This is a genomic window from Spirillospora sp. NPDC049652 (genome assembly GCF_040675125.1).
Taxonomy (GTDB): domain Bacteria; phylum Actinomycetota; class Actinomycetes; order Streptosporangiales; family Streptosporangiaceae; genus Spirillospora.
The window spans coordinates 1-7,406 of sequence record NZ_JBFAOF010000311.1 but is presented as its reverse complement, the minus strand read 5'-3'; the positions used below and the strand labels follow the sequence as shown (position 1 = coordinate 7,406).

The 7,406-nt window shown below is 74.0% G+C and carries 9 protein-coding genes; 4 read left to right on the top strand and 5 right to left on the bottom strand.

All coding sequences use genetic code 11. The annotated features are described in order from the left end of the window. Nucleotides 1-183: hypothetical protein (locus AB0J52_RS20435; RefSeq protein ID WP_500183183.1), on the top strand; the 183-nt coding region annotated here is incomplete at its 5' end. After that, on the top strand, nucleotides 180-1,214 hold the full coding sequence (locus tag AB0J52_RS20430) for a M20/M25/M40 family metallo-hydrolase (protein WP_500183182.1): 1,035 nt from the start codon (nucleotides 180-182) through the stop codon (nucleotides 1,212-1,214). The genes AB0J52_RS20435 and AB0J52_RS20430, both read left to right, overlap by 4 nt. A gap of 52 nt (nucleotides 1,215-1,266) precedes the next feature. Here the strand turns inward: AB0J52_RS20430 and AB0J52_RS20425 are convergent, their stop codons facing one another. Both AB0J52_RS20425 and wrbA read right to left on the bottom strand, forming a co-directional pair. Continuing rightward, nucleotides 1,267-2,709 (bottom strand): MFS transporter, encoded by a 1,443-nt coding sequence (locus AB0J52_RS20425; RefSeq protein ID WP_500183181.1) that lies wholly within the window; start codon nucleotides 2,707-2,709, stop codon nucleotides 1,267-1,269. 89 nt (nucleotides 2,710-2,798) lie between these two features. Further along, entirely contained in the window at nucleotides 2,799-3,467 is a 669-nt protein-coding gene (gene wrbA, locus AB0J52_RS20420) for an NAD(P)H:quinone oxidoreductase (RefSeq protein ID WP_500183180.1), read from the bottom strand. 94 nt (nucleotides 3,468-3,561) lie between these two features. Between wrbA and AB0J52_RS20415 the strand changes: the two genes are divergently transcribed. Then, nucleotides 3,562-4,002: a MarR family winged helix-turn-helix transcriptional regulator gene (locus AB0J52_RS20415; protein ID WP_500183179.1), complete on the top strand. Its 441-nt coding sequence runs from the start codon at nucleotides 3,562-3,564 to the stop codon at nucleotides 4,000-4,002. Between the two features lie 24 nt (nucleotides 4,003-4,026). Here AB0J52_RS20415 and AB0J52_RS20410 read toward each other — a convergent pair whose 3' ends face one another. The 3 genes from AB0J52_RS20410 to AB0J52_RS20400 all read right to left on the bottom strand — a co-directional run bounded on the left by AB0J52_RS20410 (nucleotide 4,027) and on the right by AB0J52_RS20400 (nucleotide 6,790). Then, nucleotides 4,027-5,031 (bottom strand): HEAT repeat domain-containing protein, encoded by a 1,005-nt coding sequence (locus AB0J52_RS20410; protein ID WP_500183178.1) that lies wholly within the window; start codon nucleotides 5,029-5,031, stop codon nucleotides 4,027-4,029. Between the two features lie 32 nt (nucleotides 5,032-5,063). Continuing rightward, a complete protein-coding gene (locus AB0J52_RS20405; RefSeq protein WP_500183177.1) occupies nucleotides 5,064-5,738 on the bottom strand; it encodes a HEAT repeat domain-containing protein in 675 nt (224 codons plus the stop codon). Between the two features lie 119 nt (nucleotides 5,739-5,857). Then, a complete protein-coding gene (locus AB0J52_RS20400) occupies nucleotides 5,858-6,790 on the bottom strand; it encodes a LysR family transcriptional regulator (protein WP_500183176.1) in 933 nt (310 codons plus the stop codon). A 211-nt stretch (nucleotides 6,791-7,001) separates the two neighbouring features. Here AB0J52_RS20400 and AB0J52_RS20395 point away from each other — a divergent pair. Next, nucleotides 7,002-7,406, top strand: a 405-nt coding sequence (locus tag AB0J52_RS20395) for a hypothetical protein (protein ID WP_500183175.1), incomplete at its 3' end; no start/stop codon positions are given.

Here is a 7,406-nt window from a genome sequence, read left to right as displayed (position 1 = left end):
TGCGCCCTGCCCCGCGAGGGGCCGGTGCCGCACGCCGCGAGCGGCGGCATGCACCGCAAGCTGATCGCCGCCCGCGAGGCGCTGCTGGCCGGCGTCCCCCGGGTGTCGGTCTCCGACGGACGGGTCCCCCGCCCGGTCACCGCCGCCCTCGGCGGCGCCGGCACCATCCTGGAGATCTCATGAGCACCCCGGTCGACCTGCTGCACGCCATGCTCGCCATCCCCTCGCCGTCCGGACGGGAGGACGAGCTGGCGCGCTTCCTGGAGAAGGCCATGAACGACCTCGGCCTGGCCGCGCGCCGCGACGAGGCCGGCAACGTGATCGGCGACATCGGCGCGGGCGGCGGGCCGGTGGTGATGCTCCTGAGCCACCTGGACACCGTCGACCGTCCGCTGCCCGCGCGGCGGGACGGCGACCGGCTGACCGGTCGCGGCGCCGTGGACGCCAAGGGCCCGCTCGCCGCGATGATCTGCGCCGCCGCGGCCAGGCCGTCCTTCCCGGGGACGGTCCGCGTGGTCGGCGCGGTCGAGGAGGAGCGGCTGTCGCGCGGCGGGGAGCACCTGGCGCGCACCTGCCCGGCGCCCGACGCGCTGCTGGTCGGCGAGCCGAGCGGCTGGTCCCGGGTCGTGCTGGGCTACAAGGGCAAGATCGACGTCGGCTACCGGGTGGAGCGTCCCGCGACGCACTCCACCAACCCCGCGACCAAGGCCACCGAGTCCGCGGTGGCGTTCTGGCACGACCTGCTGGACGCGCTCGGCCCCGAGCGCGACCACGCCGCGTTCGGCCTGCCCGCCGCGACCCTGCGCGGCATGGGCGGAGACCCGACCCGGGCGTGGCTCGACATCGACTGCCGCGTCCCCGTCGGATACGACGCGACCGCCTTCGCCGAGCGGCTGCACGAGCGCGCGAACGGCGGGGAGGTGACCGTGGTCCGGCACGTCCCGGCGGTGCGGCGCGGCCGTGCCGACCCGGTCGTGCGGGCGGTGTCGGCGGCGATCCGGCGGCATGGCGGCGACCCCCGTCCCACCTTGAAGACGGGCACCTCCGACATGAACACCGTGGCACCGCACTGGGGGAACATCCCGATGGCCGCGTACGGCCCCGGCGACGGGTCCCTCGACCACTCGGACGGCGAGCACATCACCGTGGAGGAGTTCCTGAAAGGCGTGGACGTCCTCACCGCGACCCTGGACGAACTCGCCGCCGCCCTGTGACCGGGCACAGAACGGCGGGCGAGGTTCGTCGCCGCGTCGAGCGTCGAAGTGTTCAGTTGCGGCGGCCGGGGATCAGAGCGCCTACCGCCGCGACCGCCACGCCGAGGCCCGCCGCGAGGAGGAACACGCGGTCGTAACCGGCGGCGAGGACGGCCGGAGAGGCTCCCGAGGTGGCTTTGGCGCCCGCCACGGTCGCGAGGACCGCCAGCCCGACCGCCCCGCCCATCTGCTGGGAGGTGGCGGCGAGGCCGCCGACCACCCCGGCGTCGCCCTCCGGGACACCGGCGGTCGTGGCCGCCATGAGAGTGGGGAAGGTCAGGCCGATGCCGACCGCGACGAGCAGCGTCGGGCCGAGCACGTCGGTGGCGTAACCGGCGCCCGCGTCCGCCTGGGCCAGCCAGCCGAACCCGGCCAGGAACGCGCCGCTCCCCGCCGCCAGCAGGGCGCGCACGCCCACGCGCGGCAGCAGCGGACCGGCCCAGCGCGCCGTCACCATGAACATCACCGCCGCGGGCGTCTGCCCGAGCCCGGCCTTGAGCGCGCTGTAGCCGAGGACGTCCTGGAGGAAGAGCGCCGAGAAGTACCACATCGCGATGGCGACGCCGCCGAACAGCAGGAGCGCACCGCCACCGGCGGCCACGCCCCGGGACCTGAACAGCCGCAGCGGCATGATCGGCTGAGCGGCGAACCGCGCCTCCACAGCGATGAACACGGCGAGCAGCAGGACTCCGGCCGCGACCGGCACGGCGACCTGCCCGGACGTCCAGGCGTGGTCGGCGGTCCGCATGACCCCGTAGACCAGCGCGGCCAGCCCGCCCGTCGCCGTCCCCGCGCCGACCAGGTCGAGCGACTGCGTCCGGTCGGTCCGGGTGCGGGCGAGGGAGGTCAGGGCCCCCGTGATGAGCACCGCCCCGATCGGCACGTTGATCAGGAAGACCCATCGCCAGGACAGCCCGGTGGTGAGCGCGCCGCCCGCGACCGCGCCGGCCATGCCGCCGACCCCGCCGGAGGCGGACCACGCGCCGAACGCCCGGGCCCTCGCGCGGGCTTCGGTGAAGGAGGTGTTGATGACGACCAGCGTCGCCGGGGCCATGAGCGCGGCTCCGACGCCCTGCGCGACGCGGGCCGCGACCAGCGCTTCGGCGGTGGTCGCGAGGCCGGCGGCCAGGCTCGCGCCGGAGAACAGGGTCAGGCCGGCGGCGAGCGTCCGGCGGGGGCCGAACAGGTCGGCGGCGCGTCCGCCCAGCAGCATGAACCCGGCGAAGGTGAGCAGGTAGCCGTTCACGACCCAGGCGAGGCCGGTGCCGGAGAAGTGGAGGTCCCGGTCGACCGACGGCAGGGCGACGTTCACGATGGACGAGTCCAGGATGACCATGAACTGGCTCGCGCAGGCAAGTGCCAGGACCAGCCAGGCGGGCCTGTCCCGTGCCTTCGCGGCCTCGTGGTGAACGGGGTGATCGGGGGCGGCGGTACGGGCGGAGAGTGGGGATGCCATGGGGGGCTCCATGTCAGAGACGTTCTGTTGAGAAGGCGGGCGACCGACCGCGCAGGTCGCCCGCCGGGACGACGGATCGGCGGTGCGGCTCACGCGACCTGCGCAGTCCTCCCGTTCTCGGCTTCGGCGGCGGTCGGCTCGGCGGTCGGCTGGGTGCCCGGCAGAAGCCGGGACGCGGTCCGCGCGAGCCGCCGCCCCTGGTAGCGGGCCGCGTCCAGCACCTCGTCCCGGAGGTCCGCTCCGGACGGGCCGGTCACCGCGGACGCGCCGTAGGGGTTGCCGCCCGCCGCGTACACGGCCGGGTCGGTGAAGCCGGGCGGGACGATCAGCGCGCCCCAGTGGTAGAACACGTTGGCCAGCGACAGGAGCGTCGCCTCGCTGCCGCCGTGCCGGTTGTGGGCGGAGGTGAACGCCGTCACCGGCTTGTCGGCCAGCCCGCCTTCCTGCCAGAGGCGCGCGGCCTGGTCGATGAACTGCTTGAGCTGCGCGGCGGGCGTGCCGAAGCGCGTCGGCGTCCCGAACGCCAGCGCGTCCGCCCAGGCCAGGTCGGCGACCGTGGCCTCCTCCATCCCGGCGGTGGCGTCGGCGTGCTCCCGCCACCGCGGGTTCTGGTCAATGGCGCTGCCGGGGGCCAGTTCGGCGACCCGCCGCAGCCGGACGTCGGCCCCGGTCGAGGCGGCGCCCTCGGCGACGGCCTCGGCGAGGGCGTGCACCGCTCCGGTGGCGCTGTAGTAGATGACGGCGACCTTGACGTTCACGTCGGGCTCCTCGATGTCTCGCTAGAATTGGTTAGGCGCATAACGTTATGTGGATAATAGTTATGCGCCTAACCAAGTTGTCAAGGAGACGCCCGTGGACTTCGACCAGGCCGACACCATCAACCAGGCCATCCGCCGGTTGAGCCTGCGCCACCGCGCCAGGACCGCGGCCCTGCTCGCCCCGCTCGGCCTGCACCCCGGCCAGGAGGCGCTGCTGCTCGAACTCGTCCGGACCGGTCCGATGATCCAGGCCAAGCTCAGCGACGCCCTCGGCGTCGAGCCGCCCAGCGTCACGCTCATGACCCGCAAGCTCGAAGCCGCCGGCCACGTCCGCCGCGCCCCGTCCCCCGCTGACAAGCGCGCCAGCGTCGTCGAGCTCACCGACAGCGGCAGAGCCCTGGCCGAGCAGGTCAAGGAGTTGTGGTGCGCGTTGGCCGAGGAGACCGTCGCCGGCCTGCCGGCCGGGACCGTCAGCGAGCTCCCCGCCCTTCTCGGCGCTCTGACCAGCAACGTCGCCAAGCAACCGAGCGCCTGAGACGGTTGTGGTGCGAGCGGACCGCTACCGGGTGCTGCGCAGTTTGAGGATGTAGGCGGCGGTCAGCGCGACGCCGGGGTCTTCGTCCTGGGAGAGGTCCGCGAGGGCGCGTGTCGCTGTCTCCCCCGGGATCTCCGCGAGCGCCTGGGCCAGCCGCCTGCGGGCGGACGGATCGACGGCGCCTGCCGCGAGACGGTCGGCGAGGCCGGCGGCGATCCGGTCCGCCAACGCGGGATCGCTCGCCAGCTCGCTCAGAGCGTCGGCCGCGTCGACGTCGTTCGCCTCCTCTACGATCATGTCGAGGAGCGTCGGGACCGCCGCGGAGACGCCCCGGGTCCCGAGTGCCAGGGCCGCGGCCCTGCGCACCCTGATGTCAGGGTTGCCGAGGGCGTCGCCCAGCAGCGCGGTCGCCGCGCCGTCCGGCAGCTTGGCGATGGTCTGGACGGCGCGTTCGCGCACCTCGGCCACCGGGGAGGTGAGGCCCTCCGCGAGCAGCGGAAGGCCGTCGTCGCCCGATCGCGCCAGGGCCCAGCGAAGGGCCCCGGCGACGTTCGGGTCCGTCTCGTTCAGGACCGCCTCGACCAGGGCTTCCACCGGCACCGGCGTCTCTTGCGCCGTGGACAGGGCGGCGCGCTGGCGCTTCCCGGCGCTTTCCGACCCCAGGGCTTGGAGGAGTGCCACGACCTGGAGCACCTCTCCCCAGCCGGCGGGTTCCGCGGCGCCGATGCGGCGGAGGCGCGTGAGCAGCTCGGTCTCGGTCGCGATGCGCTCCCTCGTCTGGCGGATGAGGTCGTCGACGAGCTCGGACGGCTCGAAATCCGGATCGTCCAGCGCGCTGCCGACCTCGCGCAGGGAGAGCCCCAGCGAACGCAGGCTCTCGATGTGGAAGATGCGCCTGATGTCCTCGGCGGAGTACTCCCGGTAGCCGCCGCCGCTGCGTCCCGTCGGCCGCAGCAGGCCGAGCGACTCGTAGTGCCTGAGCATGCGGGCGCTGACGCCGGACCGGCGCGCCACCTCACCGATCAGCATCGTCGCCCCTCACCGACCCGCCTCATGGCTCCTCACCGGTCGGCCTCGTGGCCGCTCTCGCCGAGGGCCACGAGACGCTTCGCCTCTTCGATCGCGAACTCGAACCCTGCCTCCGGGTCGTGGAACAGCCGTTCCGTGGCGATCGCGTGCCGGCGCACGCCGGGGTCGGGAGCCGTCGCGGCGTCACGCAGGACGGGCAGGACGACCTCACCGAGCGCGATCAGCGCGCGGCTGAGGCTGAGTTGCGTGTCGCGTCCGCCCCGTCCGAGCTGTGTCGCCAGCACCGTGGCCAGCCCGGCCTCCTCGCCCGCGGGGACGAGGATGACCGCGGCTCGCCACGCGCTTCGCGCCACCTCGTCGTCCGCGTCGGTCAGGAGCTCCCGGGTGATCGCCGGCCAGGCCCGCCGATCCCCGATCTTGGAAAGGGTGTGCAGCGCCTGGCTGCGCGCCTGCGCGCGCTCCGAACCCAGCTCGCCGAGCAGCCCGGGGAGCGTCGCCGCCGACGGGTGGCGCGTGAGGGCCCAGGTGAGCATGTCGCGCACGAAGAACTCGGGCTCGACCGCGCATCGTTCGATGAGCGTGCCGACGAACCCCGGGTCGGGTGCCGTGCCGACCGCCAGCGCCGCCCGCAGCCGCACGGACGAACTGTCGTGCTCCAGTGCCCTGAGAGCCCGCGTCGCGTTCGTGTCCTCGTTCGTGCTGGTCATCGGGACCACCTCCTCGGCCCAGTGAAGACCTTGTCACTGTGTCAAGGTCAAGCGCGGGCGTGCTCGGCGACCCCGCTTCGCCACGGCGCCCGCCTGCGCCGTCGCCGTCCCGCGGCCTCTCAGAGAGTCGGGAAGAACGGTCGGTCGGGGGCCGGGACCCACTGCTCCGCAGTGGTGAAGGGGCGGGCGTGGGTCTTCATGTGGGCGATGAGCGGAGGCAGCGACGGGTGCCGGTTCGCCTCGTGCCAGAGGAGCGACCACGGGTAGACGGGCGCGGGATCGGTGAGGGAGATCTGGATGACGTCCGGGTGGCCGGGGAACTGCGTCTTGTTGCCGAACGTGATGAGGTCGGGTGAGGCGGCGATCCGCTCCATCATGTGGTCCTTGCCGAAGACCGGGCCGGAGGTGTCGATCCGGACGCCGAACTCCGCGCTGAGGAAGTCGTAGAACTCGGCCCACTCGCTGTCGCGGACGTTGCCGGGCATCCACGCCGTCAGTCCCCGGAGCTCGTCCATCGGCACGCTGCGCCGCCCGGCCAGCTCGTGCCGGTGGCCGACCAGGATGGGAAGCGGCTCCAGGCAGATGGGGATGCGCCGGATCCCGGCGGGGAGGGGCCCGGCGACGCGGCCGAACGCCGCGTCGATCGAGCCCTCGGTGAGCGCCGTCCAGCGCGGCAGGGCGCTGCGGGAGACGATCAGGTCCACGTCGACGTCCCCCTCCTCGTAGAAGGCGCGGACCAGTTCGACCGGCGCAGCGGCGTGGGCCAGCACGTCGATGCGCAGGGCGCGGCGGCGGGTGCGGAACATGGCGGTGGCCTGGTCGGCGAGACCGATCAGCGCCCGGGCCTGCGGGAGGAAGGCCGCCCCGTCCTCGGTCGGCCTGGCCCCGGTGCGGGAGCGGCTGAGCAGGGAGACGCCGAGGTCGGCCTCCAGCCTCGCGATCCGCTTGGACACCGCCTGCTGGCTCATGCCGAGCCGGTCGGCCGCGACGGTGAAATGGCCGTCGTCGACGACGGCGAGGAAGGTGCGGACGGCACCGAGGTCGAGTTCCACCCACAACTCCTGGTTGTCACTGCGTCGGCGTGCCGTCCGGGCCGAGCCGCACGGCGGGCCCCGAGCCTACGGGAACGCCGCACGTCCATCGAGACAACCGCGGGGAGTGCGACCGTTAGGTCCCCGGCTTCCGGAGCCGGGGCCCATCGGGTTTCGCCGGGCGTGCAATGCGCTTCGCGATCGGCGGAACTGCCGCTGTTAGGGTTCCCGCATGGCTGAGGCGCGGGGTGACGTGGTGGACCGGCAGGTCGGGGCGGGTGCTGAGGACGAGGAAGCCCCCCACGGCCGGTGCAAGGTGTGCCGACGCGCCCTGCCCGCCCCCGCCCGCCGCAGCGACGGCAAGGGCAAGGGCGGCCGGCGGCGGCTCTACTGCCCGCCGCCCGCCACCTGCAAGGAGCAGGCCGCCGCCGAGCGGGACGCGCGCCTGGCGTCCGCCATCGCCGATCCGTTGGCGCTGGTGGTGGCGGTCGCGGAGGAGTCGGTCCCCGCGATGAGCGAGCTGGCCTCGAACCTGAACGGCGTCCTGGAGGCGCTGCGCAGCATTGAGCAGAACGCGCGGCAGGAGGTCCTGACCGCGCGCGAGGAGGTCGCCGACGCCGGGCAGCGAGTGGCCGCC

Coding starts and splice junctions, on each gene's coding strand:
- AB0J52_RS20430 (WP_500183182.1), top strand. CDS start 180: ATGAGCACCCCGGTCGACCTGCTGCACGCCATGCTCGCCATCCCCTCG.
- AB0J52_RS20425 (WP_500183181.1), bottom strand. CDS start 2,709: ATGGCATCCCCACTCTCCGCCCGTACCGCCGCCCCCGATCACCCCGTT.
- AB0J52_RS20410 (WP_500183178.1), bottom strand. CDS start 5,031: ATGCTGATCGGTGAGGTGGCGCGCCGGTCCGGCGTCAGCGCCCGCATG.
- AB0J52_RS20405 (WP_500183177.1), bottom strand. CDS start 5,738: ATGACCAGCACGAACGAGGACACGAACGCGACGCGGGCTCTCAGGGCA.